This is a genomic window from Desertivirga arenae (assembly GCF_017355785.1).
In the GTDB taxonomy this organism is placed as follows: Bacteria; Bacteroidota; Bacteroidia; order Sphingobacteriales; family Sphingobacteriaceae; genus Desertivirga; species Desertivirga arenae.
Genome location: NZ_JAFEWE010000001.1, coordinates 581,022 through 606,721 on the forward strand (window position 1 = coordinate 581,022; position 25,700 = coordinate 606,721).

The following is a 25,700-nucleotide window of genomic DNA, read 5'->3' on the forward strand; positions in this document are numbered from 1 at the left end:
GATCTGAAATTGAGTAAAAAGCTTAGTAAAAGCCGATATTAAATAAAAAGGCGCGGACCTTTCCGCGCCTTTTTATTTCAATCAGGATAAATAGGCATAGGTTATACCGTCTCCACCTCTGTCTGGATGTTCATCTTCTACCCTTGAAATTTGTGAGTATTTCTTTAGATAGCCACGAATAAGTTTTCTCAAGATACCATCTCCCTTACCGTGAATAATTTTCAAACTTGGAAAGCTCATCATAATAGCCTTATCCAGATATTTTTCTATTTCATAAAGCGCTTCCTCGCCCCGCATTCCACGTACGTCAATCTCCGGCTTAAAATTAGCAATAGCATCAGTAACCTGTGATGAATAAGAAGTACGTAATTCCTTTGGAACTTCCTTCTTAGATACCTTTTGAACCCTCTTCCGCTTAACAACTGATCGCAAATCCCCGATAGCCAGTATAACGTTATCTTTCGTTATATCTATTACCTGCCCCACTGTTTCTGCATCTACCAGCTTTACCCAGTCGCCAGCCACTATTTCAGAACTTTCAACAACTACTTTTTTAGGAGCTTCTTCTTTAATATGGTGTTTATTTAGCTCTTTCTGCAAGTTTTGCCGTAACTGCTGGGTTTTATCCTTGTCGGCCTTACTACTTTTTATTTCTGAAATAGTGTTTTCTACAAGCTTATTTGCATTCAGAATAATATTCCTGGCTTCCTGCTTGGCATCTTTCAGAATAGCCCGCTGATTCTCTTCGAGATAATTTTTAAGTTTCTCATTCTCCTCGAGCATCGCGGCCACCTTACGCTGTTGTTTTTCCACAGCAACACGGCTCTCCAAAAGCTCCTTTTTATCTCGCTCAAGATCAACAAGTAAACTATCCACCTTCTTCTGGTATCCACTTATCTTGCTCTTGGCAGAGTTAAGTACCGGGACAGGCAGTCCTATTTTCTGAGCTATTTCGAAGGCATAAGAACTACCTGGCTTTCCAGTTTCCAGAATATATAACGGACGCATTTCCATGTTATCAAACATCATCGATGCGTTTTCAATACCCTCGGTTACGTTAGCGAAAGTTTTAAGATTAGAATAGTGAGTAGTAATAACCCCCCTGATCTTTTTACGATTTAAGGCTTCAAGAACCGCTTCTGCGATTGGACCACCAAACTGCGGATCTGTTCCTGTACCAAACTCATCAATAAGCACCATCGTCTTACCCCCGGCATTCTCTACAAAATGTTTCATTTTAGAGAGATGGGCGCTATAGGTACTTAGATCGCTTTCAATAGACTGATCATCTCCTATATCGGCAAACACTTGTTTAAAAATGCCCAGCTTTGAGCTTTCATCTACAGGGATAAGTAAGCCTGCCTGAAACATGATTTGAAGTAAGCCAACAGTTTTCATACATACCGACTTGCCACCGGCATTGGGGCCAGATACGACGATGATGCGCTGACCTTCGTCTATTTTGATATTTAAAGGCACTACAGTCTGTCCCTCTTTCTTAAGAGCTCTTAATAATAGAGGATGGCGGGCATTGACAAGGTTAATGTCTGCCGTATTTACCAGTACCGGCATATTTGCCTCTGTTTCTATTGCAAACAGGGCTTTCGCTCTTACAAAATCCAGTTTGGTTAACAGCCCATGGTAAGCAATTAGCAAGGGGACGTATGGACGTAATTCATTGCTTAAGGCTGTCAGTATCTTGACAATCTCCCGGCGTTTATCAAATTCCAGGTCGCGCACCTGGTTATTTAGTTGAAAGACCTCTTCTGGCTCCACATAAACGGTTTGACCTGAAGCAGATTCATCATGCACAAAGCCTTTTAGCTTGCGCTTGTTCTCCGCAAGCAAAGGAATACACAAACGACCATCGCGAATAGTTAAATTTCCATCGGCAGTCCAATTACTGTTCTGTGCGCTTTTAAAAATATGGTCTATCCTTCTTCTTGCTTCCTGCTCAGCTTTGGCAATGGCATAAATAAGATTTTGAAGCTCAGGTGAGGCATTCGGTCGTATCTTCCCTTTTTCATCAATAACCTTCTCTATACTTTTGATGATCTTCTTTTCAATAGGAAGATGTTCAAACAAGGCTTCCAGGTTCGGATATCTGCCCTCCCTTTCATTGAAATAATTGATCACCGCAAAGACTGTTTGCAATGACAAAAGAACCTGCTGAAGCTCAGGCTCGGTCAGGAAGGCCCCTTCTATCCTTACTTTTTCTGCTAAAACTTTAATATCAAATAAATTCCTGATAGGTAGCTGGGCATCATTTTCCAGGATTTCTTTAAACTCCTGTGTTTGCCTTAAGAACTTATTTATCTGTTCGAAGCTCGTCATCATCTGAATACGATCAACCATTTGCTGGCCCATCTCACTCAAACAATGACTTTTTATAAGCGACTTTATTTCTGTAAACCCTAATTTATCTACTGCGTTTTGCGGGTATATCATTATTTCTTTTTCAACTTAAGCCTTTCCAGCTTAGCTTTTCTTATCGAATCTCTCTTTAATGAATCTTTTCGGAGTAAAGCTTTCCGGGCTGTTTCCTTTTTAACTGAATCGCGTTTTATAGAATCGATCCTTAATTTTTCGATCCTTTTTAACGAATCTGCCGTTTTCTTCTCGCGTTTCTGTTGTTCCTTTAATTTCTTTTCTGCTTTCTTCTGTTCTGCTTTCTGCAGAGTTTGAAGTTTTTCGGTTACTTTTCCATAGATATTCTGAAGCCTCGCCGGATCCTTACTGTAATATTCAAGACTCTTTCTAAACGTTAAAGAATCAATTTCATGATTATTATAAACTGTTTTATATAGCTCGACGATCTTTGCAGTGTCAACACTTCCAGAAGTGAAACCGTCAACAAGGTGCATGTCGGTTAATACATCAACCATTTTTCCCTCTGGGATTACTCCCTTAGGTTCAGTTCCGAATCTGCATGCCGCAGAAAAAATCACCAGAAAAAACAATACCAGTAAACGCCTCATTTCTTAATTTAGCCGAGTTTTCTGACAAAAGTACATATAAATGAGTATAGCAGCCAACCTGACGGAATTAAAGAAAGAAACTGATGCCGTAAAAGTGAAACTGATAGCGGTTTCGAAGACGAAGCCTATTGAAGAAGTTAAGGAAGCTTACGACGCGGGACAACGTGTGTTTGGGGAAAACCAGGTTCAGGAACTGGTAACAAAATATGAAGCATTACCCAAAGATATAGAATGGCATCTGATAGGCCACCTTCAAACTAATAAGGTAAAATACATTGCGCCTTTCGTTGGCCTTATCCACTCTATAGATAGTTTAAAACTCCTTCAAGAGGTGGATAAACAGGCCGCAAAGAACAACCGGGTGATAGATTGCCTTCTACAGGTCTATATTGCAGATGAGGATACTAAATTTGGATTAGGCTTTGATGAGGCAATTGAGCTTTTGCGTACTGAGGAGTTTGCTGGGCTAAAACACGTGCGCATCGTAGGGGTGATGGGAATTGCAACAAATACAGAAAACCAAAGGCAGATCAAGGAGGAGTTTTATGAATTGAAGACTTTCTTTGACGGATTGAAGCAGAGCTTCTTCAGAAAAGAGGACTCGTTCAAGGAGATTTCTATGGGGATGTCTAGTGACTACAAAATTGCAATAGAACAAGGCAGCACCATGATCAGAGTGGGAAGTACCATTTTTGGTCAGCGGGTGATCAAGCACTGGAAAGCTGGCCAATCCTCAAAAGCAGAAGAATAGCAGTTTTTAAATGCTAAATGTGCAAGCCAATACGAAATTGATGGACAATAATAGGTTGCCCCTGCCCGGAATAAAAGTACAATTGCGTTATGCTGAAAGAGATGACTGTCACCGGCTACTGGAGCTTATTGAGGAACTTGCTCACTATGAAAAAGCTCCTCATGAAGTTACAGTTACTCTTGCTGAGTTCGAAGAAGCAGGCTTCGGAGACAATCCCGTCTGGACAGCCATTGTTGCCGAAGTCGACAATGTTGTTCAGGGGTTCGCATTATATTATATCCGCTACTCTACATGGAAGGGATGCAGGTTATACCTGGAAGACTTTCTGGTTACGGAAAAATACCGGGGGCAGGGAATAGGTAAAATCTTGTTTGAAGCGGTGATACGGGAGGCCAGCAAAAAAGGATTTAAAGGCATGGTATGGCAGGTTCTCGACTGGAACGAACCAGCTATCAATTTCTATAATAAATATGCTGCAACCCTCGAATCCGAATGGCTTAATGCTTCCCTCAGCAATGATCAGATAAAGGCCTTCATAGACAAAAATCCGAACCTGGTGTAAGTTGCAGTGGTTCCCAACGAGAACAATTCCTTAAACAGGCTATTTATAGCGTTTGAATGCTATCAAGAAGTTAGGGAAACAATTTAACTATCGAAATAATTTAAAGGTAGCAAACGAAAGCTTGCCTGATAGTTGTTAATACTAATTTAAATTTATAAATCCGAATGACGGAAGTATTCAAATTTGGTGGAGCATCTGTAAAGGATGCAGAAGGCATCAAAAATCTCGCTCGTATAGTTAAGCTGAATAAAGATAAACAGCTTCTGGTTGTAATTTCAGCAATGGGAAAAACGACGAATGCTCTGGAAGAACTGACAAATGCTTACGTAAATCAACAAGAGGATATCCATCAGATTTTCGAGAGGATTAAAGAGTATCACGAGTCAATCATGATGCAGTTATTCGAGGATCCCGGTCATCCTGTGTTTGATGATATCGCTAATTCATTCGTAGAAATTGACTGGATTCTGGAAGAAGAACCTCACGAAGACTATGATTATATTTATGATCAGATTGTTTCCTTAGGAGAATTGGTATCTACTAAAATTGTAAGTACTTACCTGGATCATATCGGTATCAAAAATAAGTGGCTTGATGCAAGAAGCTTCATCCATACAGATAATACGTATCGCGAAGGCCAGGTAAATTGGACTAAAACAGAAGCAGCTATACAGGCTAAGGTCTCTCCAATATTGATGGACCGGGTGGTCATAACACAGGGATTCATAGGTGGAACATCCGAAAACTTTACAACGACACTTGGAAGAGAAGGTTCGGATTATACCGCCGCAATCTTTGCTTCTTGCCTAAAGGCTGCAGCTGTAACTATCTGGAAAGATGTGCCGGGGGTGCTGAATGCTGACCCGAAACTATTTCCGGATACCATCAAGTACGAAGAGCTTTCCTATCGCGACGCTTTAGAAATGACTTATTATGGAGCTACTGTAATTCACCCCAAAACGATCAAACCGCTTCAAAACTCAGGGATACCGCTTCTGGTTAAGCCCTTTCTGGCACCCGAAGAAAATGGAACAAAAATCACTGAGAGCAACGTGTTTATAACAGAGCCGGCAATCATTGTTAAAAAGAACCAAGTATTAGTAACTATTTCTACCAAGGATTTGGCATTTATTACAGAAGAGCATCTTTGCGAGATTTACGGACTTCTGGCTCAGGCACACGTAAAAACAAATACAATGCAACTATCTGCCATTAGTTTCTCCCTGGGTTTTGACTGGGATGAAAGGAAGTTCACAAAACTTAGTTCGCTGCTGCGTGATAACTATGCATTTAAATATAACGCTGGTCTAACCCTGATCACAGTACGCCATTATAAACCTGATGTTTTGAAGAAGCTGGTTGATGGAAAAACGGTTCTCCTGGAGCAACTTAGCCGGCACACTGCTCAATTGGTAGTTAAATTATAGATTGTGAATAAGGAGATCTTAAATATAGAAGTGCAGTCGTATATCAATAAACACCTTGGTGACGACGTTAATAAACTTCTGCTATCCAAGAGCCCTTTTTCAAATTTGACCTCACGGGATCTGGCGCAACAAATCGACAGTAAAAAACGAACGGAGAAGAAATTACCACGTTGGTTCCATACCCCCGGTATATTTTATCCCCCCAAACTGAATATAGAACAGGCCTCATCAGAACAAACAGCCGAATACAAAAGCAGACTGATATCAGGAAGTTCCCTGATAGATCTTACAGGAGGTCTGGGTGTTGACGACTATTACTTTTGTCAGAAAGCTGACATAGTAACCCACATGGAGCGGGATGCTGGCTTATCTGAAATAGCGTGTCATAATACAACGGTACTTGGAGCTACAAACATTAATTTTATCACTGGAGACAGTATTGAATATCTGAAAGGCTCCACTTCAAGCTTTGATACCATTTACATTGATCCAGCAAGGAGAGTACAGTCAAAGAAGGTATTTCTATTAAAAGATACAGAGCCCGACGTTGTGTCCAATCTCCCCCTATTTTTAGATAAGGCCCAGCGCATCCTCATAAAAACTTCCCCTCTTTATGATATCCAATCAGGTTTAAACGAGTTGAGCAATGTAAGCGAAGTTCATGTTGTAAGCGTCAAGAACGATTGCAAGGAGCTCGTTTGGGTTATAGACAAGGGTTTTCAAGCAGATGCAAAAGTAACTTGTGTCGCCTTAACTAAGGGGAATGAGCAAAACTTTAGCTTTTACTTATCAGCTGAAAGAGAAATAAAGCTTAATAATTTTAGTTTGCCATCAAAATTTCTTTATGAGCCTGATGTAGCCTTGTTAAAAGCAGGAGCCTTTAAATCCATCTCTGTAGCTTTTAACCTCGATAAGCTTAATATCAATACCCACCTTTATACTTCCGAAAATTCGGCACAAGGTTTTATCGGAAGAACATTTGAAGTCCGCAGTTGGAAATCCTACAAGAACTTTAGTAAAGAAAATACGATTAAGAAGGCTAACATTATTTCCCGCAACTTTCCTTTATCACCGGATGAGATTAAAAAGAAGCATAAGATCCAGGATGGTGGCGAGGACTACCTGATCTTCTGTACAGGACCTGGAGACGAATTACTGGCTATCCATGCCATAAAAGTCTAGAGCTTAATAAAAAGTCCCGGTTTTGCATTAAAACCGGGACTTTCTTTTATTTATTTGGCTGAGGTGTAAAGCGAAGATATGGTTTCACTATACGATGCCCCTTCGGGAACTTCGCAGGAATATCTTCTGTTTTAATTGCCGGAGTAACTACAACATCTTCGCCCTCTTTCCAGTCGGCCGGAGTTGCCACGCTGTAATTGGCAGTCAATTGAAGTGAGTCGATAACCCTCAAAATTTCCTGAAAATTCCTTCCTGTAGATGCAGGATAAGAAATGATCAGTTTAATTTTTTTGTCGGGACTGATAATGAAAAGAGAACGAACAGTAGCAGTTTCTGATGCATTTGGATGGATCATGCCGTAAGCTTCAGCTACTTCCTTGTTTTCATCAGCAATCAATGGGAAGTTCACTTCTACATTTTGGGTTTCATTAATATCATTGATCCAACCTTGATGTTTATCAACAGGGTCAACACTTAAAGCAATAACCTTAACGTCGCGCTTTGCAAATTCTTCACTCAGCGATGCTGTTCTTCCAAGCTCAGTAGTACAAACAGGAGTATAATCTGCAGGGTGTGAAAATAACACAGCCCAGCTGTCGCCAATATATTCGTAAAAGTCAAGCTCGCCCTGAGAGGTCTTAGCTTTAAAATTTGGGGCAATATCGCCTAATCGTAAGCTCATAGAATAAATATTTTAGATTCGAATAACTTATTTAACCCTACTAAGTTAATAGGTTTTCCTTAGTAATACTCTATTTTTAGTATAAGATTTATGTAAAAAGTTGGAAGTTTGTTTAGAACAAAAAAAGGGTCGAATATTAATATTCGACCCTACATCTACCTATGAAAAACATGCCCTTTGGGAGGGCAGTACAAATATATATATTAGCAATACATAGACAAAAAAAATTACAAAAAAATATGTGCCAACACACATTTAAAACATAAATACCTGAAAAATAGCAGCTTAAAATATATTTTAGATCCAAACTTTTCCCAAAACAAAATGTAAGATCGACTAAAATACCTTATTGCAAACGTCTTGTTCTATATAATATTGGAAATGTTCCCTGATATAAAGAGCCTATTAAAAGTAAAGCCTCCGGAAGAAACTTCCGAAGGCTCCTTTTTTATCATTAAAAAACCGGAATCCTTAGGAAATCAATAAAATTCGCGGTCAACCTACTAATATGATAAGATTTAGGACATGTCTGGGATGAAGCTTTACCATTATAATTCAGCCAAACTTGTTACTACTTATCGACGCCGGGAATGGATTCGAACCATTGTTTAAGGTTTTGCAGACCCTCGCCTCGCCTCTCGGCCACCCGGCTATCTAGAGCATCGAATAAACGATGCTCCTTTACATCATTAATCCCGATAGAATGAGTAAAGTTCGCTCGAAAACTACTCTTAAGATCGTGATCAGGATTAGGATGCCTGAGATGCTAATTCCGGTTCTTCCTGGCCAATAGCAGCGAAGGCCTGTTCGAAATCAGCTTTTATATCGGCTATATGCTCTATACCTACCGAAACTCTTAGTAAGCCAGGAGTAACCCCTGCAGCTGTCTGCTCTGTCTCACTTAATTGCTGGTGTGTTGTGGCCGCCGGCTGAATGATTAAAGTTTTAGCATCGCCCACGTTAGCCAGGTGACTAACTAATCTCAAACTATCTACAAATTTGATCGCCTGTTCCTTACTCCCTTTTATCTCAAAAGACAATACTCCTCCAAAACCATTTTTCAAATACTTTTTCGCGTTTAAGTGATAGGGACTGCTTTCTAAGCCGGGGTAGTTAACTTTTGCAACCTGTGGATGCTTCTCTAACCAGGTAGCCAGCTCAAGTGCATTATCCACATGTCTTTGTACACGTAGGGATAAAGTTTCTAGTCCCTGAATGAACAGGAATGAGTTGAATGGAGAGACTGCAGGACCGAAATCACGTAATCCCTCAACCCTTGCCCTGATGATAAATTGGATATTTCCGAAAGGGCCACCGATCCCAAAGACATCGTTAAACACAAGTCCATGATAACCTTCTGAAGGTTCTGTAAATTGAGGGAACTTGCCATTACCCCAGTTGTAAGTTCCTCCGTCAACAATAACACCACCAATGCTGGTCCCGTGTCCACCGATCCACTTCGTTGCAGATTCAACAACTATATGGGCTCCATGCTCTAGCGGACGGAACAAATAGCCGCCGGCAGCAAAAGTATTGTCGACCACTAACGGAAGGTCGTATTTTTGTGACAGTTGAGCGAATTTTTCGAAATCCGGTATGTTGAAGCCTGGGTTGCCTATACTTTCAAGATATAGCGCTTTTGTATTTTCATCGATCAGTTCCTCAAAACTAGCTGGGTCATCCCCTTTGGCAAATCTTGCTTCAATTCCCAACCTCTTGAAAGATACCTTAAATTGATTATAAGTTCCCCCATACAAAAAAGAAGTAGTTACAAAATTATCACCAGCCTGGAGAATATTATTTAATGCTATAAACTGAGCTGCCTGTCCGGAAGCCACTGCCAAAGCTGCCACACCTCCCTCCAGTGCAGCAATACGTTTTTCAAACACATCCGTAGTGGGATTCATTAAACGGGTATAAATGTTTCCGAATTCTTTTAAGGCAAACAAATTAGCTCCGTGTTCTGAACTTGTAAACACATAAGAAGATGTCTGGTATAATGGAACAGCCCGTGAATTTGTTGTTGGATCTACTTCTTGTCCGGCATGAATCTGTAATGTTTCGAATCGTAGGTTTTTCTCTGACATAGTATATTTTTTAACGTTGAAGATAAGGATATAACCCGATTCAACAAGCTCTTGAACCAGGATCAACAATGCAAATGTAAGACTTTAAAATTAATATCCTATAAAAATGGTAGATTATTATAAGTCTCTACTATAAATATATCTAAGAACCTAATAGTCAATGGCAAAACTATTTACATTTCTTATCCTACATCAATTTACAGTAGAAATTATCGCCTTAAATTTGATCAACAAACAAGACAGATCATCTTATTATATCAAAACAGATTAACATGAAAATAGCCGGCATTTGTGGCAGCCTAAGAAAAGGATCTTATAATTGGCTTTTATTAAAGGCAGCAGAAGAATTACTACCGGAAGGTTTGAGCCTTACAATTGCTTCCATTGATGAACTACCCTTATATAATGCAGATCTCGATTTTCCACTAACTACAGAGCGGCCTGAAACGGTAAATATATTCCGCGATACCCTGGCTGAAGCTGATGGTGTTCTTATTGTAAGTCCTGAATACAATTACTCAATTCCCGGTGGTCTTAAAAACGCAGTCGATTGGGCATCAAGAGGCTCTGATTCTCCACTTCTTAATAAGCCTGTCGCCCTCATGGGTGCTTCCCCTGGGCTTCTTGGGACAGTAAGAATGCAGTTGGCATTTCTTCCTGTATTTCAATTCCTCAATATGCAGGTTATTCATAAGCCCGAAGTATTGATTTCACAGGCAAACACAAAGTTCGATGAAGATGGCAACCTTCTTGATTCGAAAGCAAAGGAGCTTATTTCGAGAAAGCTCGAGAATCTAAAGGCGCATTTATTAAACAACCAAAAATAAACACATACATGAACTATAAAATATTCAGATCAGCCGAAAGAGGTGTAAAGAATTTAGGATGGCTGGTAAGCAATTTCACATTTAGCTTTTCCAACTACTATAACCCAGAAAAAAATGGTTTCGGTCTGCTAAGGGTTTTTAACGATGATTTTGTAGAGCCCGGAAGAGGCTTTGGTATTCATCCGCATAGTAACATGGAGATAATATCCATTATGCTTCAGGGAAAGATGAACCATAAGGATTCTTTAGGATACTCTGAGGTAGTAGAAAAAGATTGGGTCCAGATCATGAGTGCAGGCAGCGGTCTTCGTCATGAAGAATATAATGTAGGAGAGGAAGAAGTGCGTTTTCTCCAAATTTGGATAGAGCCAAAGCTTCAGAATATAAGTCCAAGGTACCAAAAGAGATATTTCCCCCAAGAAAACCGAAAAAATCAATTAAAAACGATTGTAAGTAATGAAGAGGGACAGGAGCATTGTTGGATAAACCAAAATGCAAAACTCTCACTGGGATATTTCGATGCAGGTCAAACTACCAACTACTTTCTAAATCCCTTAAATAAGATGGTTTACGTTTTCAACATTGAAGGTGAACTAACAGTAGAAGGCCAAAAAATTGAGCCCGGAGATGCCATTGGATTATGGAATACAGAAAAAGTAGCGATCGAAAACATAACCAACAGTAAATTTCTAGTAATCGAGTCCCCAATAAATCATTAGATATTTATTTTTCATTCATTCATTCATTCATTCATTCATTCATTCATTCATTCATTCATTCATTCATTCTCTCATTCTCTCATTCATTCATCCATTCATTCACTCACTCATTCTCTCATTCCCCACTAAACATCCCCCAGGTTTTGACGTTGAAGCTATATGCCACAAGGTACTCAACTTTTTGATGAGAAAACAGAACTCGAGAGAAAGCTCGGACTAACGGAGACGCTTTCCATCGTTGTGAATCGCATAATAGGCTCTGGTATTTTCAGAACTCCTGCTCCTATTATGCTGATCACAGCTTCTGTTAGTTTGTTTTACGGAGTATGGATCGTAGGAGGACTAGCAACTATCCTCGGGGCGTTATGCTACGCTGAACTGGTAGCGATGATGCCTAAGTCTGGCGGACCCTACGTCTTCTTAAAGGCGGCTTATCCTCCTATTGTGACCTTTTTAAGAGGCTGGGCAATGTTCTTTGTTTCAGAAACTGGTGCAATTGCTGCAGTGTCTGTTTTCTTTTCAGAAACGGCTTTATCAATATTAACCCCTGGCCTGTCCAAATATAGTATTGCTTTAGTCGCAATCACTTTGGTCTGGCTTCTTACTTTACTCAATTCCTTTGGGATACAATTTAGCGGCCGACTTCAAAACGTTTTTAGCTTCCTTAAAATAGGAGTCCTGACCATAATTATTGTGATGGGATTTTCATCTGGAATACATCCTGAAAACTTTCGAGATCCTGATCTAAGTCAAACCACTGGCTGGGCTGGTATTGTTGCTATCTTCACGGCAATGCGCTATGGCTTTTTTGCTTACAGTGGTTGGGAAGGAGCAACCTATGTAGCAGAGGAGGTAAAAAATCCACGCAAAAATCTTCCGCTGTCATTATTCATTGGGATAAGCCTTGTCCTTGTACTTTACCTGCTGATTAATACTGCCTATGTAAATACCCTTGGTCCAATTAAAATGGGACAGGCTAAGGTTGTTGCCGCCGACGCAATGCAGATAGCAGCCGGCACAATTGGAACTCTGATCATCGCCTCGGCAATAATGGTTAGCACATTCGGCAATGTTAATACCCAACTATTAGTAAAAAGTCGTACCTGGTATGCTATGGCTCGCGATAAACTTTTCTTTCAAAGCCTTTCTACAATTCACGCGCGATATAAGACACCCAATAATTCGCTTTATGCACAGGCCTTGTGGACAAGTCTCCTGATTGTATTTTCAACGTTTGCTGAAAGCGCTTACGAAGCAATCATAGACTATTTTTCTTTTACTTCTTCAGTATTCAATGTCCTAACATTCGCTTCTGTTATTGTCCTTCGCTACAAGTTCCCTGATAAGGAGCGGCCCTACCGGGTCTGGGCTTTTCCTTTTACAATTACTATAGTTTTGGGGATCCAGATAATTTTCATGCTTACAACCTTATATACCGCGCCGCTTCCATCCCTGTTAGGTGTCATCCTTACGGCAACGGGATTGCTTTACTATAAATTTGCAGTTCCCATGGAAGCGAAACTAAGTACATAGGAACCAAAGGATTGTAATTATCCCCCTGGCATCTTTTCATTTTTATCTCATTTAGATTTATTTTGCCTCTGATGTACACAAGGGAGCAGGCTTCACAAATTAAAAAAGAATTTTGGACAGCATTTGGTAATTACATGGCACCCATCCAAAGTGCGGAAGGTGTTCGCGTTAACTGGCTGAATTACAAGACAGGGTTGAAGAACGTTTACTTTCGCCTGGATGCAGACAAACCTTATGCATCCGTGGGTATAGAGATCAGTCATCCTGACGAAGGGATCCAGGAATTATTTTTTGAACAGTTTCAAGAACTTAAATCCATTCTCAAGAGTTATTTGAACGAAGAATGGGAATGGCTTCTCCACACGACAGACGAAAATGGAAAAACCATTTGCAGAATCTATACACAGCTTAATAACGTAAATGTATTTAATAAAAATGATTGGCCAGCGCTTATTTCATTTTTTAAACCTCGTATTTTAGCTTTAGATGAATTTTGGTCTGATGCCAGATACAGCTTCGATAGCTTGAAATAATTAATTTAACAATGGACATTAAAAAATTAAGACAAGGAAGCCTGATAAAAATAAGTCCCCGTGAAAACGAAGAGGGCTACTTAGCAATACAAGAAATTCAAAAAGATAATATCATAGGAGAAATGCTGGTCCCCCGGCAGGGCTATCATTTCAGAATCAAATTCTATGAGATCATTCCTATACCACTAAATGAAAAATGGCTTTCAAAAGCTGGCTTTACACAGGATGAAACAGACAAAAACCTATGGAAAGACCCGCATCAGCAATTAGACTTCTTCTTTTCAGAAAAAGATAAAAAGTTTAAGGATGCCGGTGTACTGATTGGAAAGGTACAGATAGAATTTGTACACGACCTTCAGAACGGTTATCTGTTTTTAACAGGAAAAGAACTAAACATTACGGTCTAAGCTGTAATGAGGAGCTTTAAAATTCCTGGCTAGTTGAATTACAACAGCAAGGGCGATCAGGGCAATAGCTATCTGTGCCGAGAAAATAATCATAGCATAGCTATCTGCTCCCTCTAGCTTTCTTTTACTTATAATTCCAAACAATGCCCAGATCACTACCATACCGAAGAAAACATCTTTGGTACCAAGTATGATAAAGAGAGAGATCAGGGTTGCGACAGCAATCAGGAATATGGTCCATGTTTGAGGAGAGATAGTTCCTCCATCCCAGCCTAAACCTACAAGACTGGAACTTATATTAGCAATGGTAGCGATACAGATCCATCCAAAATATATGGCCAGAGGAAATTGCGTAAATGCTCTTGAAGCAAGAGAACGATGCGGATTATAAATATGCAATCTCACATTCATAAGAATGAGAGTGACCAGCTGAATAAGCATAAGTACCACAGAGAGTATAAGGCCTTCATTCACCCATACTACAACCCAGGCAGCAGTAGCAATATTATTAAGGACAAATAGCCAGTTCAACTTGATCAGATCCTTATTGGCCTCATGTTCGCCGCCTGCCTTAAAAGCCTTAACCAAATGATAAATGACAAAGGCATAAAGAGAAGCATAGATCACCCCCCAGATAGCAAAAGTAAAACCAGCTGGCACAAACAAAGCTTTATACTTATCAGAAACATCGCCTATAGTCCTGCCCCCAAAAATACCGGTGTTAGATAAATAAGAGATAACATTGGCAGCAACATAAAAAATTGTATTGGCTACAGCTAAAACTTTAAGGCTCTTCATAAAAAATAGCATTTTGTATACAACATCAGCAATCACATAAAGTTAGCTAATAATAAGGAACATTTAATTCCGTTCCTTATTCTAACCCTTTAAATCAGCCTATTAATCTTATTTTTTAAAATCGTAATTTCGCAAAGTGATTGCAATTAATAACCTTACGTTCGAGATTGGTGCAAGGGCGCTGTATGATGAAGCTAACTGGCATATAAAACCAGGAGACAAAACTGGATTGATTGGTGCTAACGGTACCGGCAAAACTACTCTCTTAAAGCTTATCGTTGGCGCATATAGCCCTACCAGCGGTACCATTTCAATGGCAAAAGATCTGAAGATCGGGTACCTTAACCAGGACCTTCTTTCTTATCATTCCGAAAAAAGTATTCTCCATGTGGCGATGGAAGCTTTTGAGCGCCAGAATCAACTACATACAGAGATCGAAAACCTGCTGAAAAAGCTGGAGACCGACTATTCCGAAGAGATACTTAATAAGCTAAGCGATAAACAACATGAGTTCGAGGCCCTTGACGGCTATAGCATTGAGTTCAGAGCACACGAAATTCTGGCAGGTCTGGGATTTAGCGAAGAAGAGCAGAACCGTCCTTTAGCAACATTTTCGGGAGGATGGAGAATGCGGGTAATGCTTGCACGGATTCTGTTGCAAGCTCCTGATATCCTTCTGCTCGATGAGCCTACCAACCACCTTGACTTACCTTCTATCAAATGGTTGGAATCTTATCTCCAGGCTTTTGAAGGAGCTATCGTAATCGTCTCTCACGATAGATATTTTCTTGACCGTGTTGTAAACAGAATTGTTGAATCACGAAAAGGCAAGTTGATCCCTTACGCAGGCAACTATAGTTTCTACCTGGAGGAGAAAGCCCTCCGGGAAGAAATACAAGGCAATCAATTTAAAAATCAGCAAGCTAAGATACGTCAGGAAGAACGACTGATCGAGAGATTCCGCGCTAAAGCGAGCAAAGCCAAAATGGCTCAGTCACGCATAAAAGCCCTGGAAAGAATGGAGCGGGTAGATGACGTGGATGATGACAATCCGGAAGTTAATTTCAGCTTCAAATTTAGCAAGCAATCTGGAAGGCATGTGGTCAGGATTGAGGATGTTTCAAAAGAGTATCCGAACCTGAAGATCTTAAGTCACTCGAATGCAGTGATAGAAAAAGGCGACAAGATTGCTTTAATTGGCGCAAATGGCCGTGGAAAGTCAACACTCCTGAGAATTATTGCTAAGACGGATAAGGAATATACAGGACTAGCTGAGATGGGGCATAATGTTAGCGTTACATTTTTTGCTCAGCATCAATTAGAATCGCTTCATCTTGAAAATGAGATCTTAAGAGAATTGCAGGCTTTCGCTCCTAAACATTCGGAGACTGAACTCCGGTCAATTTTAGGCTGCTTCCTGTTTACAGGAGATGATGCCTTCAAAAAGATTAAGGTTCTGTCCGGAGGTGAGAAATCACGGGTAGCCCTGGCCAAAGCACTTACCGCAGATGCAAACTTCCTGATCCTGGATGAGCCAACAAATCACCTGGATATCCAGTCGGTGAATATCCTTATTCAGGCATTACAGCAATTCGAAGGTACTTTTATTGTAGTTTCCCACGATAGGTATTTCCTTGACAACGTAGCAAACAAGATCTGGTACATCGAAGATCAGCAGATCAAAGAATATCCGGGAACCTATCAGGAATACGAGGAATGGGCAGCTAAACGTCCGGCTGTTGCAAAAGCAACTCCTGCTCCTCAGCCTAAAAAAGAGGAAAAGCCGAAAGAAAAGCCTCCAGTTTCTGAAGATAAAGGAAAACAGCTTAAGAAGTTGAATCAGACGCTTCAACAGTTGGAAGAGAAGATGGGCGTGCTTGAAAAAGAAGTTCAGCGTGCAGAATTAGAACTCGGAGATGCCAGTATTTATGCTAACAAGCCAAAACTTGATGAGGTAAATGAACGGTATCAGAAATCTAAAACTGAATTACAAGCAGTACAAGCTGACTGGGAGAGCCTGGCGGAACAAATTTTAGAGCTGGAAAACGCTTAGTTACCAGTAGCGTTATAATTAAATGAAATATATCTCTATTGTTTTTATCCTGCTGATCAACCTTGCGTGTTTCGCTCAAAAGAAGAACAGGCAAAGGTCGGTTAACGAAGATATACCCGACCAGACTTTACTTTACCGGGACTGGGTATACCTCCCACAGATAAAAACAATAGAGTTTTACAATAGGAACAAAGAGCAATCCCTTCCAGTATTAACCCTGGGATCATCGGATGAACTGTTATTAGCCTTTGATGATTTAAGAGGAGGTACCAGGAACTTCTACTATACTATTGAACATTGCGATGTTCAATGGAATAGCAGTCGACTCTCTCCCATCGACTACCTCGAGAACTTTACTGAAGACAGGATAAACGATTATCGTTACTCCTTCAATACCTATCAAAAGTACACTCACTACGAGTTGATCTTCCCAACCTACACCATCAAACCCAAAATTTCCGGAAACTACTTACTAAAAATATACGAGAACAACGATCAGAGGAAGCTGATCATTACACGGCGTTTTTTTGTAGTTAACCAGATGGTGAGCATTAGCGCTGAGCTTCTTGCCTCTAATCAGATTGAAGCCCGTCAGCGTAATCAAAAGATAAATTTTATAGTTAATCATGGAGGCTTAAATATTCAGAACCCCTACCTTGATGTAAAGACCCTCATCATGCAGAATGGAAGGTTTGATATTTCTATTCTTGCTGATAAACCCACATTCGTTCGCCCTGGTCAGCTGATCTATAATGACGTACGTTCTTTCGACTTCCCAGGTGGAGGAGAATTCAGGCATTTCGACATCAGAAGCCTCAGGTTTAAAACTGAAAGGGTTGCCCGGATTACGAGAGATTCGGTAAATGTAGTACAGCTTTTGCCCGATCCTAACCTGAGCAATTCTAGCTATGCCTTCCTGTTTGATTCAAACGGAAGCTTCTTTATTCGGAATACAGATGGTCGTGACAACCGTACCGATGCAGACTATGCCCGGGTTGGCTTTACACTTGCGTCTCCCGCCCCATCGTCCTCCGGAGAGGCCTATGTAATCGGAAAGTTCAATGACTATAGCTTTAAAGAGGAGAACCGGCTGACCTACGACGCCAGTAAAGAGCGTTTTTACGGAGAGATGTATTTAAAGCAGGGAGTGTATGATTATCAGTACGTTTGGGTAGAACGAGCCGGATCAAAACCTATAATGGACCATACTGTCTTTGAAGGGTCCTACTTTCAGACTGGCAACAGCTATCAGTTCTTCTTCTATTACCGGAAACCCGGAGGCCGATGGGATGAGCTGATCGGCTTTTATGATTTCAAGAAATAGCCACCGCATTTCATACGGCACAGCATAGATTCAATATCTGGTATTGGAAAACTCTTCATTTATAGCCCTCTACATTTCCACTTTATTCTTACCTTTGCAAGCAAAATGAAGAAAAGCCCGCTTACATACCTAATTTCCATACTTTTCTTCTAAAGCCTTGAATTTTATTGATAATACCATTGCGCTTTTGGCGTATTAAGAAATATTATGAGTACTCATCCCGAAATAGAAAAAAGAAAAACCTTTGCGATCATCAGTCACCCCGATGCTGGCAAAACTACCTTAACAGAGAAATTCCTGTTGTTTGGTGGTGCTATCAATACTGCAGGCGCAATTAAAAGGAACAAGGCAAATCAGAATACTACATCCGACTTTATGGAGATCGAGAAGCAAAGAGGTATTTCAGTTGCTACATCCGTAATGGGTTTCGAGTACAAGGGAAAACGGATTAACATTCTTGATACACCGGGGCACAAAGACTTTGCTGAAGACACCTATCGTACTCTATCCGCGGTCGATAGCGTTATTCTGGTGGTCGATAGTGTAAAGGGGGTTGAGGAACAGACAAAGAAATTAATGGAGGTCTGCCGTATGCGCAGCACGCCCGTAATTATTTTTATTAATAAATTGGACCGTGAGGGTAAAGACCCCTTTGATTTGCTGGATGAGCTGGAAAGCACCTTAAAGATCAGTGTTTGTCCTCAATCATGGCCAATTGGCCAGGGTTATACGTTCAAGGGCGTTTACAATATTTTCGATAATCAGCTAAATTTGTTTGAGCTTGATAAAAGTAAGGTAACGGAACCTGTAATACAGGTAAAGGACCTTGAAGACGAGGTATTGAAAGAGCATCTGCAAGAGAAGGCTTTAGCAAAACTTAAAGAAGATCTTGAACTGGTAGAAGGCATTTACGGTCCGCTCGACAAAAGTCTTTATCTCGACGGCTTGCTGGCCCCCATCTTCTTCGGTAGTGCGATCAATAATTTCGGTATTCGAGAGATCCTTGACACATTTATTGATATTGCACCTAGCCCTACAAGCCGCGATGCTGAACAAAGAACTGTGGTGGCCACAGAGAAAAATTTCTCTGGCTTTATCTTTAAAATCCACGCTAACCTTGACCCCAATCACCGTGACAGGATTGCTTTTTTAAGGATCAGTTCTGGCAAGTTCGAACGTAATAAATTCTACTACCATACCCGCTTGGACAAAAAGTTAAAATTTGCCAATCCGATGGACTTTATGGCCAATGAAAAAAGCCTTGTCGAGCAGGCATGGCCCGGAGATGTAGTGGGTCTCTACGATAGCGGGAACTTTAAAATAGGTGATACATTAACAGAAGGTGAAAAACTTCAGTTCAAAGGAATCCCAAGCTTCTCACCAGAGATCTTTAAAGAAGTGGAAAATCGGGATCCAATGAAGACAAAGCAATTGGAAAAAGGTATCCAGCAGCTTACTGAAGAAGGCGTAGCTCAGTTGTTTATCCAGCAGCCAGGAAATAGAAAGATCATCGGGACAGTAGGAGAACTCCAGTTTGAGGTGATTAGCTTCAGGTTGGAGCACGAGTATGGAGCTAAATGTGCCTTCAGACCTCTGAACTATAAACGTTCAAGCTGGATCACCTCAACCAACAAAAAGCAGTTAGAAGAGATTGTTTATAGAAGGGCTTCAAATATTGCTTATGATAAAGACGGTAATATTGTATTCCTTGCCGACAATGATTGGGCGATTAATACTGCAATAAGAGATTTTCCTGACGTTGAATTCCATAAAACTTCTGAGTTCAACAAGAAAGACCTGGAAGGATAGAAAACTATCCTTCCTTTCTAGTTCCATTGTGGATTCTCAGGAAAATTAACGATATGTGCATATTTGGGTCCCAAACCCAGGATCACATTTTTCCATAGGTTATCGTGCTCGTCATCGAAAAGAAACTGAGAATCGTAGTTATTAGTAACCAACCACGAATTCTGCTTCAATTCCTTATCAAGCTGCCCCAGATCCCAGCCTGAATAGCCTAAAAAAAACCTCACCTCAGCTTCTTCTACCTCGTTATTAGCAATCAGAAGTTTTAAAGTTTCAAAGTTACCTCCCCAGAAAATTCCCTTCCCTATTTCCGCTCCGCTATGCATCTTATCGTTACAACGATGAATAAAATGGAGCGTATCATTGCCCACCGGACCTCCAACATAAACAGGAAATGAAGCATTAGGAAGCTCAGGTATTAAATCCTGAAGGTAATATCCGCTTTTCTGATTCATCACATAGCCTACAGTACCATCATCGTTGTGTTCTGCAATTAAAACTACAGACCTTTTAAAATTTGGATCTAACATAAAAGGTTCAGAAAGCAGCAAACTTCCTGATTGTGGTGCTACTGAATTTATCATATCTCGATAACAATGTCTTTCCAAGATATGTTTTTACAATGATTTGAGACGGATATGGTGTTAAAAATTTTGCAATGTGTAAGTTTGCAATACCATGGCTTTAAGTAAAGAAACTATTCAGAATTTGCGGCAGGAATATAAGGCTGCAACCCTGTCTGAAAAATCAGTTGCTCCCGATCCTATTAGTCAGTTTTCCAACTGGTTCGCGGAGGCAATGGATGCAGGAATTTTTGAGCCAAATGCAATGACATTGGCTACCTCCACGCCCGATGGGAAACCATCTATTAGGGTGATGCTTTTGAAAGGCTTTGATAAAAATGGATTTACTTTTTACACCAATTACTTAAGTCGGAAGGGTAAAGAAATTTCAAGAAATCCGAATGGAGCCATCTTATTTTTCTGGGGAGAACTAGAACGACAAGTTCGAATTGAAGGCGTATTGGAAAAGGTAAGTAAAGAGGAATCTGAGCAATACTTCCACGTACGACCTGTACAAAGCCAACTCGGCGCTATAGTTTCTCAGCAAAGCCAGGAAATACAAAGCAAACAGCTTTTACTGGATAAACTTCAGAAGTTAGAAAAGGAATACCAGGGCAAAGAGATCCCAAAACCTTCTCATTGGGGCGGTTATATACTCAAGCCTCAGGTAGTAGAGTTCTGGCAGGGAGGCGAAGCCCGTTTACACGACAGGATCGTTTATAAAAAAGCCGATAAAAACAACTGGAAGATAGTACGACTAGCACCATAACTATGTCTTTCAATGAAATAAAAGCACTTCTGATCAGGAAGTTCGGAGAGGAGGTGATTGTGGGAGAAGAGCTCACCGGCTTACAACCTGCTTTAATTATACATCATGATCGTATTGCCGAAGTTTGCCTTGAGCTACGCGACAACGAGAACACTTATTTTGACTTTCTTGCATGCCTTTCAGGGGTAGATTATGGAATTGAGGAGAATATGTTCGGCGTTGTTTATCACTTGAGTTCTTTGCCTTACAAAACCCAGCTCACGTTGAAAGTTAAAAAGTACCATGATCGCAGCCGCGAGGAGCTCCCCTCCTTTCCCTCGGTAAATCAGGTGTGGAGAACTGCCGACTGGCATGAGCGGGAGGCGTTTGATCTCGTTGGTATTCATTTTGAAAGCCATCCTGATCTACGCCGTATTCTTTTGCCCGACGACTGGGAGGGCTATCCCTTGAGGAAAGACTACAAGGCACAGGAATATTATCACGGAATTAAAGTCTGATAAAGGGGGAATCTATTGGAAGCAAATTCAAATACTCCATATAAAACTCATTACGAGAAGCTCATTTCGGAAGCTGAATCTACCGAAATGATACTCAACATGGGGCCGCAGCACCCTTCAACACATGGGGTATTACGGCTAGAACTAATTACAGACGGAGAAATTGTAAAAGAAGTTATCCCACATGTTGGTTATTTACACCGTTGTTTCGAAAAACACGCAGAAAACCTGACGTATCAACAGACCATTCCCTTTGCCGACCGCATGGACTACCTCGCATCCATGAATAATAGTCACGCTTGGGTGATGGGGGTTGAACGTATGCTGGGAATTGACAAAGAAATCCCAAAACGTATTGAATATATAAGGGTCCTGGTTTGTGAACTGAACCGAATCGGTTCTCACCTGATCGCACTTGGTACTTACGGTATTGATATCGGAGCGTTTACTCCCTTCTTATGGTGTTTCAGAGACAGGGAACATATAATGAATATGCTAGAGTGGGCCTCTGGGTCGCGCATGCTTTATAACTATATCTGGGTAGGAGGCTTATACTACGACTTGCCCGTGGGGTTCGAAGAGCGTTGCAAGGAGTTTATTGACTACTTTAAGCCGAAAATGAAAGAGCTGAATGAACTCTTGACAGAGAATCAGATCTTTATTTCCCGTACTGCAAATGTTGGTATACTGCCTCTGGATGTAGCCATCAACTATGGCTGTTCTGGCCCAATGCTCAGGGCTTCTGGTCTGAAATGGGATTTAAGGCGGGTTGACGAATACTCCGCATATCCTGAATTGGATTTTGAGATACCAATTGGAAAAGGAGAAATGGGTACCACTGGCGATTGCTGGGATAGGTTCAAGGTAAGGGTGGATGAAATTGAAGAGTCTGTAAAGATGATCGAACAATGCCTTGAACGCTTGATGAAAGATCTTAAAAGAACTACTGATTTTGATCCAAGGGCAAAACTCCCTAAAAAGATAATTCCCAAAGCGCAGGACTACTACTTACGTGCAGAGAGTCCAAGGGGCGAACTCGGTTATTATTTTATTACTGATGGTAAATCTGAGATCCCTAAAAGGGTTAAAGCTCGCGGACCTAGCTTCAACAACCTTCACGTTATCTCCGAGATTTCAAGAGGCATTCTAATAGCAGATTTAATTGCCATTATCGGTTCAATAGATATTGTTTTAGGTGAACTTGACAGATAAGCGGCACAGATCACTAATAAGAGAACGCAGCAGCAAAAACTTATAAAAAGAGAAAGCCTTTCTGTAATCACAGAAAGGCTTTCAGATATATAACCACCTTGTATTTCTATTAATATACTTTCACCATGAATACGTAGTCCTTGATCTTCTTGATCTGATCTTTACGACTTAGGCCCGAAAGTGAATTTTTATTACTTAGGATCAGATCATCTTTCACCTCCTGAGGTGCCTCATCTAATGCCTCTATCAGATACTTGGATTTTACAGCGAAAGAAGCTCCGTCTACGTTATTTTCTTTACCACTGATAACCCCTAAAACATTTCCTTTTGTATCCAGTAAGGGACTGCCACTGTTACCGCTATTAACCGGAATATCAATTTGATATTGAACAGTATCACCTTTATACCCGGTTCTCGAACTTACATAACCAGTACCGAGTACATAATCTTCACGAGGAAACCCTAAAGTAAATACATTCTCTCCCAGATCAGCTGTTGATCTCTTAAAGGTGTATGGTAGAGACTTTAAGGATGAGAAGTTTTTATCTATGATCTGAAGAACAGCAATATCGTACTGAGGTTGTGCATATACTTTTCTTGCTTTAAAAGAATTACCGCTGTTATCCTGGATATAAATTGAATCAGCGCCTTCAATCACATGATTATTGGTTACGATATAACCACTGGTCGTTAAAGCAAACCCTGTTCCGCTATATTCGCCAGGATTAACAGGGCCCTGCATGGAATGAGCCTTAATATTTTGCATTAGCTCTTTTTTGGAACGCTGGATCTTGCGATCAACTTCTTTGCTCATCTCTCTGCGGAGAGCATTATACCCTGATACAAGAGCATTACGCTTAGAAAAATAACCAGTAGAGAATAAGGTACTGAAAACTGCCAGCAAAGCTACAGAAGCAGCAACAGCCGCATTCATTCTATATTTATCCCATAATTTGCGAACGATCATAGACTTCGGAAGAACTTCTTCCTTAATTGCCCGCATATCAAGGGTTTCATGAATGGCATTCATATCAGAGATCAGCCTGTGCTTATTACCATAATCTTTCAGCTGCTCAATGAATGTTTGATGAGCGACTACCTGCTGATCTAACAAAGGATCTACTGCTCTTAGTTGTTCAAACTCGGCTTTTTCCCTCTCTGTCATCTCTCCCCTTAAGTAAGCCTCAATTTGTTCTGTCATTTTCATTTTTTAATAGCGTTAATCAGCTTGAAAAAATATCTTCTTCAAACGTTGCAGACACTTGTACTTTTGGTTCTTTGCATTATCTGCGTTCGTATAACCAAACTTTTCACAAATCTCCTGCATAGACTTATTGTGAATGTAAAAGTCTTCTATAATAGTTTTGCACGGTTCCCCGAGATGAACGAGCGCCTTCTCCATTTGTTTGAACTGTTTATCCCTTTCTTCATGCTTCTCAAGATCCTGTTCAACCGGCAAAACGTCTTCGAAATCTTTAACGTTTCCGGCATTGCGACTAAGCTGACTCAGGCGCTTCAACCATAATCTCCGGCATACTGAATAGATAAACGTTTTAAGCTTGCTGTTCAGTTCAAAGTTTCCGCTTTTTACTTTATCATAAAGAACTAATACCGACTCCTGAAATATGTCTTTTGCATCATCTTCATTTCCGTTATTCATTACAATCATCTGCAATATCATCGGAAAATATGCCTTGTAAACTTTTTCGAGGACGTCTTTTGAGCCATTAAGGATACCCAATATTACTTCACTATCCGTTGGTACAGACCTCTTTATCTCTTTGCTCACTATTTAATACGCTATTGTGTTAATTGTAACCCAATGATAAGTAAAAAAAAAAATAATTATTTTATTAAAAGTTGGGTTACTTTTTTGGTGACCTGGTATTAAGGTTAAATATTATTTGTTTAATCATTAAACTTGACCCCAAAAAAATGAAAAATTTATTCAAATTCGGATTCGTTGCTTTAGCTATCTCTTTATCAGTTGCTGCTTGTTCTTCTAACAAGTCAGAAGGTGCTTCTGATTCAACTGCTGTTGATTCAGCTGCTGTTGATACTTCATTAGCTACTGATACTGCTGCTGCTGACACTGCTGCTGCTGACACTGCTGCTGCTGCAACTACTGATTCAGCTGCTGCTCCAGCTGCTCACTAAGATCCGATTTAACGGAATAAAGACCGCCAGATAATATCTGGCGGTTTTTTTATGCCTTTCTCACTCATTTTACATTCGACCAGTTTACTGATATCAAAGTAAATATTTCGATCGTTGTAGAAACTCAAATAGTTTAAGTCCAGATATTTATCGTACCTTTATTTATCACTATAGAAGCAATACCTTTTCTATCGCTTCCATTGGCTTTAAATCACTCAACCCTTATAGCGACCTTACAGCGACTTTATAGCGATCTTATAGCGATATTCCGCTAGTTTTACCCGTATATACTTCATACATAATGCTTAGTCTACTTATTAATTAAGCTAGGAAAAGGTAGGGACCGCAAGCAGTTAAACTTCAGGCATCAGAACAATCTAAATAAGGTTAGAACTTAGCTTTATGCAATAGATCTCCGAAAGGCTTTATTCGAGGACAATAAATCTTTTTTAAAAAAATCACCAGAACCCAGGTTACCTTCTTGAGATAATAGTATTAAGGTTAAATATTATTTGTTTAATCGTTAAGCTTAACCTCAAAAAAATGAAAAATTTATTCAAATTCGGATTCCTTGCTTTAGCTATCTCTTTATCAGTTGCTGCTTGTGGTGGTTCAAATAAATCAGGTGGTGAAGGTGATTCAACTGCTGTTGATTCTGCTGCTGTTGATACTTCATTAACTACTGATTCAGCTGCTGTGGATACTGCTGCTGCTACTACTGATTCAGTTGCGACTGACTCAGCTGCTACTCCAGCTCACTAATCCGAATTAAAAGGAAAATAAAAAAATCTGCTCAGGACTTCCTGAGCAGATTTTTTTATTTATAAAGGATA

General features: G+C 40.2%; 25 protein-coding genes and 1 tRNA gene. 17 read left to right on the top strand and 9 right to left on the bottom strand.

What is annotated here, in order from left to right:
* Positions 1-81: 81 nt before the first annotated feature.
* Both J4N24_RS02305 and J4N24_RS02310 read right to left on the bottom strand, forming a co-directional pair.
* Positions 82-2,448 (bottom strand): endonuclease MutS2, encoded by a 2,367-nt coding sequence (locus J4N24_RS02305; protein ID WP_207532018.1) that lies wholly within the window; start codon positions 2,446-2,448, stop codon positions 82-84.
* Positions 2,448-2,978: a DUF4296 domain-containing protein gene (locus J4N24_RS02310; RefSeq protein WP_207532019.1), complete on the bottom strand. Its 531-nt coding sequence runs from the start codon at positions 2,976-2,978 to the stop codon at positions 2,448-2,450. Before J4N24_RS02310 ends, J4N24_RS02305 begins: the two co-directional genes overlap by 1 nt.
* Positions 2,979-3,018: 40 nt before the next feature.
* Here J4N24_RS02310 and J4N24_RS02315 point away from each other — a divergent pair, with 40 nt between their 5' ends.
* The 4 genes from J4N24_RS02315 to J4N24_RS02330 all read left to right on the top strand — a co-directional run bounded on the left by J4N24_RS02315 (position 3,019) and on the right by J4N24_RS02330 (position 6,900).
* A complete protein-coding gene (locus J4N24_RS02315; RefSeq protein ID WP_207532020.1) occupies positions 3,019-3,729 on the top strand; it encodes a YggS family pyridoxal phosphate-dependent enzyme in 711 nt (236 codons plus the stop codon).
* 40 nt (positions 3,730-3,769) lie between these two features.
* Positions 3,770-4,291 carry a GNAT family N-acetyltransferase gene (locus J4N24_RS02320; protein WP_242691497.1) on the top strand — a complete coding sequence of 174 codons (522 nt, stop codon included), beginning with the start codon at positions 3,770-3,772 and terminating at the stop codon, positions 4,289-4,291.
* A gap of 164 nt (positions 4,292-4,455) precedes the next feature.
* Positions 4,456-5,718 (top strand): aspartate kinase, encoded by a 1,263-nt coding sequence (locus J4N24_RS02325; protein ID WP_207532021.1) that lies wholly within the window; start codon positions 4,456-4,458, stop codon positions 5,716-5,718.
* Positions 5,719-5,721: 3 nt separating this feature from the next.
* The gene (locus J4N24_RS02330; protein WP_207532022.1) at positions 5,722-6,900 is read left to right on the top strand and encodes a class I SAM-dependent methyltransferase; all 1,179 of its coding nucleotides are present in this window, start codon (positions 5,722-5,724) and stop codon (positions 6,898-6,900) included.
* Between the two features lie 46 nt (positions 6,901-6,946).
* On the opposite strand, the gene J4N24_RS02335 is transcribed toward J4N24_RS02330, so the two are convergent.
* The 3 genes from J4N24_RS02335 to J4N24_RS02345 all read right to left on the bottom strand — a co-directional run bounded on the left by J4N24_RS02335 (position 6,947) and on the right by J4N24_RS02345 (position 9,669).
* Positions 6,947-7,582, bottom strand: coding sequence for a peroxiredoxin (locus J4N24_RS02335; RefSeq protein ID WP_207532023.1), 636 nt, complete (start codon positions 7,580-7,582; stop codon positions 6,947-6,949).
* Positions 7,583-8,163: 581 nt separating this feature from the next.
* Positions 8,164-8,234, bottom strand: a tRNA-Cys gene (locus J4N24_RS02340).
* 97 nt (positions 8,235-8,331) lie between these two features.
* Positions 8,332-9,669 carry an O-acetylhomoserine aminocarboxypropyltransferase/cysteine synthase family protein gene (locus J4N24_RS02345; protein WP_207532024.1) on the bottom strand — a complete coding sequence of 446 codons (1,338 nt, stop codon included), beginning with the start codon at positions 9,667-9,669 and terminating at the stop codon, positions 8,332-8,334.
* 272 nt (positions 9,670-9,941) lie between these two features.
* On the opposite strand from J4N24_RS02345, the gene J4N24_RS02350 reads away from it, so the two are divergent.
* The 5 genes from J4N24_RS02350 (at position 9,942) to J4N24_RS02370 (ending at position 13,688) form a co-directional block, all read left to right on the top strand.
* Positions 9,942-10,496: an NADPH-dependent FMN reductase gene (locus tag J4N24_RS02350; RefSeq protein ID WP_207532025.1), complete on the top strand. Its 555-nt coding sequence runs from the start codon at positions 9,942-9,944 to the stop codon at positions 10,494-10,496.
* A gap of 8 nt (positions 10,497-10,504) precedes the next feature.
* Complete coding sequence (locus J4N24_RS02355) at positions 10,505-11,215, top strand: pirin family protein (RefSeq protein WP_207532026.1); 711 nt, start codon at positions 10,505-10,507, stop codon at positions 11,213-11,215.
* Positions 11,216-11,374: 159 nt separating this feature from the next.
* Positions 11,375-12,748, top strand: a complete 1,374-nt coding sequence (locus J4N24_RS02360) for an APC family permease (RefSeq protein ID WP_207532027.1) — start codon at positions 11,375-11,377, stop codon at positions 12,746-12,748.
* Positions 12,749-12,819: 71 nt separating this feature from the next.
* Positions 12,820-13,281: a DUF4268 domain-containing protein gene (locus tag J4N24_RS02365; protein WP_207532028.1), complete on the top strand. Its 462-nt coding sequence runs from the start codon at positions 12,820-12,822 to the stop codon at positions 13,279-13,281.
* A gap of 11 nt (positions 13,282-13,292) precedes the next feature.
* Positions 13,293-13,688, top strand: coding sequence for a hypothetical protein (locus J4N24_RS02370; protein WP_207532029.1), 396 nt, complete (start codon positions 13,293-13,295; stop codon positions 13,686-13,688).
* Here J4N24_RS02370 and J4N24_RS02375 read toward each other — a convergent pair.
* Entirely contained in the window at positions 13,671-14,486 is an 816-nt protein-coding gene (locus tag J4N24_RS02375; RefSeq protein ID WP_207532030.1) for a TspO-related membrane protein, read from the bottom strand. The genes J4N24_RS02370 and J4N24_RS02375 overlap by 18 nt on opposite strands.
* A 136-nt stretch (positions 14,487-14,622) precedes the next feature.
* On the opposite strand from J4N24_RS02375, the gene J4N24_RS02380 reads away from it, so the two are divergent.
* The 3 genes from J4N24_RS02380 to J4N24_RS02390 all read left to right on the top strand — a co-directional run bounded on the left by J4N24_RS02380 (position 14,623) and on the right by J4N24_RS02390 (position 19,672).
* Entirely contained in the window at positions 14,623-16,539 is a 1,917-nt protein-coding gene (locus J4N24_RS02380; RefSeq protein WP_207532031.1) for an ABC-F family ATP-binding cassette domain-containing protein, read from the top strand.
* Positions 16,540-16,561: 22 nt separating this feature from the next.
* Positions 16,562-17,863, top strand: a complete 1,302-nt coding sequence (locus J4N24_RS02385; protein ID WP_207532032.1) for a type IX secretion system plug protein — start codon at positions 16,562-16,564, stop codon at positions 17,861-17,863.
* A 207-nt stretch (positions 17,864-18,070) separates the two neighbouring features.
* Positions 18,071-19,672: a peptide chain release factor 3 gene (locus tag J4N24_RS02390; RefSeq protein ID WP_207532033.1), complete on the top strand. Its 1,602-nt coding sequence runs from the start codon at positions 18,071-18,073 to the stop codon at positions 19,670-19,672.
* Between the two features lie 17 nt (positions 19,673-19,689).
* Here J4N24_RS02390 and J4N24_RS02395 read toward each other — a convergent pair whose 3' ends face one another.
* Entirely contained in the window at positions 19,690-20,253 is a 564-nt protein-coding gene (locus J4N24_RS02395) for a YqgE/AlgH family protein (RefSeq protein ID WP_207532034.1), read from the bottom strand.
* Between the two features lie 94 nt (positions 20,254-20,347).
* On the opposite strand from J4N24_RS02395, the gene pdxH reads away from it, so the two are divergent.
* The 3 genes from pdxH to J4N24_RS02410 all read left to right on the top strand — a co-directional run bounded on the left by pdxH (position 20,348) and on the right by J4N24_RS02410 (position 22,710).
* On the top strand, positions 20,348-21,001 hold the full coding sequence (pdxH, locus tag J4N24_RS02400; RefSeq protein WP_207532035.1) for a pyridoxamine 5'-phosphate oxidase: 654 nt from the start codon (positions 20,348-20,350) through the stop codon (positions 20,999-21,001).
* Positions 21,002-21,003: 2 nt separating this feature from the next.
* Positions 21,004-21,498, top strand: coding sequence for an NADH-quinone oxidoreductase subunit C (locus tag J4N24_RS02405; RefSeq protein WP_207532036.1), 495 nt, complete (start codon positions 21,004-21,006; stop codon positions 21,496-21,498).
* Between the two features lie 87 nt (positions 21,499-21,585).
* Complete coding sequence (locus tag J4N24_RS02410; protein WP_207532354.1) at positions 21,586-22,710, top strand: NADH-quinone oxidoreductase subunit D; 1,125 nt, start codon at positions 21,586-21,588, stop codon at positions 22,708-22,710.
* A 109-nt stretch (positions 22,711-22,819) separates the two neighbouring features.
* On the opposite strand, the gene J4N24_RS02415 is transcribed toward J4N24_RS02410, so the two are convergent.
* Both J4N24_RS02415 and J4N24_RS02420 read right to left on the bottom strand, forming a co-directional pair.
* Positions 22,820-23,911 carry a S1C family serine protease gene (locus J4N24_RS02415; protein WP_242691473.1) on the bottom strand — a complete coding sequence of 364 codons (1,092 nt, stop codon included), beginning with the start codon at positions 23,909-23,911 and terminating at the stop codon, positions 22,820-22,822.
* Positions 23,912-23,929: 18 nt separating this feature from the next.
* Complete coding sequence (locus J4N24_RS02420) at positions 23,930-24,499, bottom strand: RNA polymerase sigma factor (RefSeq protein ID WP_207532038.1); 570 nt, start codon at positions 24,497-24,499, stop codon at positions 23,930-23,932.
* A gap of 146 nt (positions 24,500-24,645) precedes the next feature.
* On the opposite strand from J4N24_RS02420, the gene J4N24_RS02425 reads away from it, so the two are divergent.
* Complete coding sequence (locus J4N24_RS02425) at positions 24,646-24,867, top strand: hypothetical protein (protein ID WP_207532039.1); 222 nt, start codon at positions 24,646-24,648, stop codon at positions 24,865-24,867.
* Between the two features lie 543 nt (positions 24,868-25,410).
* On the top strand, positions 25,411-25,629 hold the full coding sequence (locus tag J4N24_RS02430; protein WP_207532040.1) for a hypothetical protein: 219 nt from the start codon (positions 25,411-25,413) through the stop codon (positions 25,627-25,629).
* Positions 25,630-25,700 lie beyond the last annotated feature (71 nt).

What these genes read in the sequence shown, in the direction of transcription:
- J4N24_RS02310 (WP_207532019.1), bottom strand. Translation starts at nt 2,978, where the DNA reads ATGAGGCGTTTACTGGTATTGTTTTTTCTGGTGATTTTTTCTGCGGCA.
- J4N24_RS02325 (WP_207532021.1), top strand. Translation starts at nt 4,456, where the DNA reads ATGACGGAAGTATTCAAATTTGGTGGAGCATCTGTAAAGGATGCAGAA.
- J4N24_RS02390 (WP_207532033.1), top strand. Translation starts at nt 18,071, where the DNA reads ATGAGTACTCATCCCGAAATAGAAAAAAGAAAAACCTTTGCGATCATC.
- J4N24_RS02375 (WP_207532030.1), bottom strand. Translation starts at nt 14,486, where the DNA reads ATGAAGAGCCTTAAAGTTTTAGCTGTAGCCAATACAATTTTTTATGTT.
- J4N24_RS02345 (WP_207532024.1), bottom strand. Translation starts at nt 9,669, where the DNA reads ATGTCAGAGAAAAACCTACGATTCGAAACATTACAGATTCATGCCGGA.
- J4N24_RS02365 (WP_207532028.1), top strand. Translation starts at nt 12,820, where the DNA reads ATGTACACAAGGGAGCAGGCTTCACAAATTAAAAAAGAATTTTGGACA.
- J4N24_RS02350 (WP_207532025.1), top strand. Translation starts at nt 9,942, where the DNA reads ATGAAAATAGCCGGCATTTGTGGCAGCCTAAGAAAAGGATCTTATAAT.
- J4N24_RS02305 (WP_207532018.1), bottom strand. Translation starts at nt 2,448, where the DNA reads ATGATATACCCGCAAAACGCAGTAGATAAATTAGGGTTTACAGAAATA.
- pdxH (WP_207532035.1), top strand. Translation starts at nt 20,348, where the DNA reads ATGGCTTTAAGTAAAGAAACTATTCAGAATTTGCGGCAGGAATATAAG.
- J4N24_RS02430 (WP_207532040.1), top strand. Translation starts at nt 25,411, where the DNA reads ATGAAAAATTTATTCAAATTCGGATTCCTTGCTTTAGCTATCTCTTTA.
- J4N24_RS02315 (WP_207532020.1), top strand. Translation starts at nt 3,019, where the DNA reads ATGAGTATAGCAGCCAACCTGACGGAATTAAAGAAAGAAACTGATGCC.
- J4N24_RS02395 (WP_207532034.1), bottom strand. Translation starts at nt 20,253, where the DNA reads ATGATAAATTCAGTAGCACCACAATCAGGAAGTTTGCTGCTTTCTGAA.
- J4N24_RS02355 (WP_207532026.1), top strand. Translation starts at nt 10,505, where the DNA reads ATGAACTATAAAATATTCAGATCAGCCGAAAGAGGTGTAAAGAATTTA.
- J4N24_RS02410 (WP_207532354.1), top strand. Translation starts at nt 21,586, where the DNA reads ATGATACTCAACATGGGGCCGCAGCACCCTTCAACACATGGGGTATTA.
- J4N24_RS02320 (WP_242691497.1), top strand. Translation starts at nt 3,770, where the DNA reads ATGGACAATAATAGGTTGCCCCTGCCCGGAATAAAAGTACAATTGCGT.
- J4N24_RS02405 (WP_207532036.1), top strand. Translation starts at nt 21,004, where the DNA reads ATGTCTTTCAATGAAATAAAAGCACTTCTGATCAGGAAGTTCGGAGAG.
- J4N24_RS02385 (WP_207532032.1), top strand. Translation starts at nt 16,562, where the DNA reads ATGAAATATATCTCTATTGTTTTTATCCTGCTGATCAACCTTGCGTGT.
- J4N24_RS02415 (WP_242691473.1), bottom strand. Translation starts at nt 23,911, where the DNA reads ATGACAGAACAAATTGAGGCTTACTTAAGGGGAGAGATGACAGAGAGG.
- J4N24_RS02425 (WP_207532039.1), top strand. Translation starts at nt 24,646, where the DNA reads ATGAAAAATTTATTCAAATTCGGATTCGTTGCTTTAGCTATCTCTTTA.
- J4N24_RS02335 (WP_207532023.1), bottom strand. Translation starts at nt 7,582, where the DNA reads ATGAGCTTACGATTAGGCGATATTGCCCCAAATTTTAAAGCTAAGACC.
- J4N24_RS02360 (WP_207532027.1), top strand. Translation starts at nt 11,375, where the DNA reads ATGCCACAAGGTACTCAACTTTTTGATGAGAAAACAGAACTCGAGAGA.
- J4N24_RS02370 (WP_207532029.1), top strand. Translation starts at nt 13,293, where the DNA reads ATGGACATTAAAAAATTAAGACAAGGAAGCCTGATAAAAATAAGTCCC.